This is a genomic window from Sphingopyxis sp. BSNA05 (assembly GCF_013265645.1).
GTDB lineage: Bacteria > Pseudomonadota > Alphaproteobacteria > Sphingomonadales > Sphingomonadaceae > Parasphingorhabdus.
The window spans coordinates 1-863 of sequence record NZ_PYIA01000018.1; the positions used below are offsets into that span (position 1 = coordinate 1).

At 55.3% G+C, this 863-nt stretch carries 2 protein-coding genes and 1 pseudogene; all 3 read right to left on the reverse strand.

Annotated elements, in window-relative coordinates; translation table 11 throughout:
• Positions 1-408: TraU family protein (locus C8024_RS02105; RefSeq protein ID WP_254305476.1), on the reverse strand; the 408-nt coding region annotated here is incomplete at its 3' end.
• Entirely contained in the window at positions 405-560 is a 156-nt protein-coding gene (locus tag C8024_RS22705) for a hypothetical protein (RefSeq protein ID WP_173202776.1), read from the reverse strand. The genes C8024_RS02105 and C8024_RS22705, both read right to left, overlap by 4 nt.
• Before the next feature lie 92 nt (positions 561-652).
• Positions 653-863, reverse strand: a pseudogene (locus tag C8024_RS22710) (type-F conjugative transfer system protein TraW); the annotation flags it as partial.

Here is an 863-nt window from a genome sequence, read left to right on the forward strand (position 1 = left end):
CCCGCCAATGGCCGATGGTCCCGAGATGGAACGATAGCCAATATCAAATCCGGGATCGATCTTGAGCCCGCCCAGATTGACAAAGCACCAGGGCTTCATGCTGACATCGGCAAGCCGCACCGGCTCCCAGAACCCCATGGCAATGCCGGGGCGCAAACCGCAAAGGCATACGGGCAGAGTGGGGTTTTTAGGATCAGGTCTGCTCGATGGCCAGATATCCAAAGCGCCAATTGACAGAGGAAACAGACAGGACCAGCAGATATCGGTGATCGGATTGACAAATTTGCCGGTGCAGCGGCCAGGGCCCGCATCGGCGCGCGCTGGCGCTGAGACAAGCAGGCTGAATGCCAGCACGAGCAAGAGCCATACGGGTTTTAATCTGAAGATTTTTCGAAACAATGTTTTCATTGGCTTCGCTCCTGCTCCCCGGAAAGCGCAAATTGGCGGATGCGCAGCATCCGGCCCTGTTGATCGACCATTGCGGGTAGCGCCTTGATGTCGAAATGCGCGGTCAGTTTTCCGCTCTGATCAAAATAGAAACGTCGTTGCCGCGCTTTCATAAGTTGAAGCGGTGCACCCTTTGTCAGAATGAGTTTTGCCGTCTTTGATTTTTGCGCAAATGCCCATTCGAGCTGCGCGGGGTCATCGCCGTCTAAAAAATCAACGCCGCGCGCAATGGAACGGTATCGAGAGGATTGACCCTGGTTCCTTTGGCCCAGATCCTGCGCCCATCATGATCCAATATGTCGGCCTGCAATGTGATGGTTGGATCGAACAAGCGCGTGGTGGCTTTTGTCGCTCTCACCAATCCTGCAACTGGCTTGGGGCGGTTTACTCGCGCTATGGTGCGCGCTTTGAGTTTC

Excerpts from the sequence above, each read along its gene's own strand:
- C8024_RS22705 (WP_173202776.1), bottom strand. The coding sequence starts at position 560 with ATGAAAGCGCGGCAACGACGTTTCTATTTTGATCAGAGCGGAAAACTG.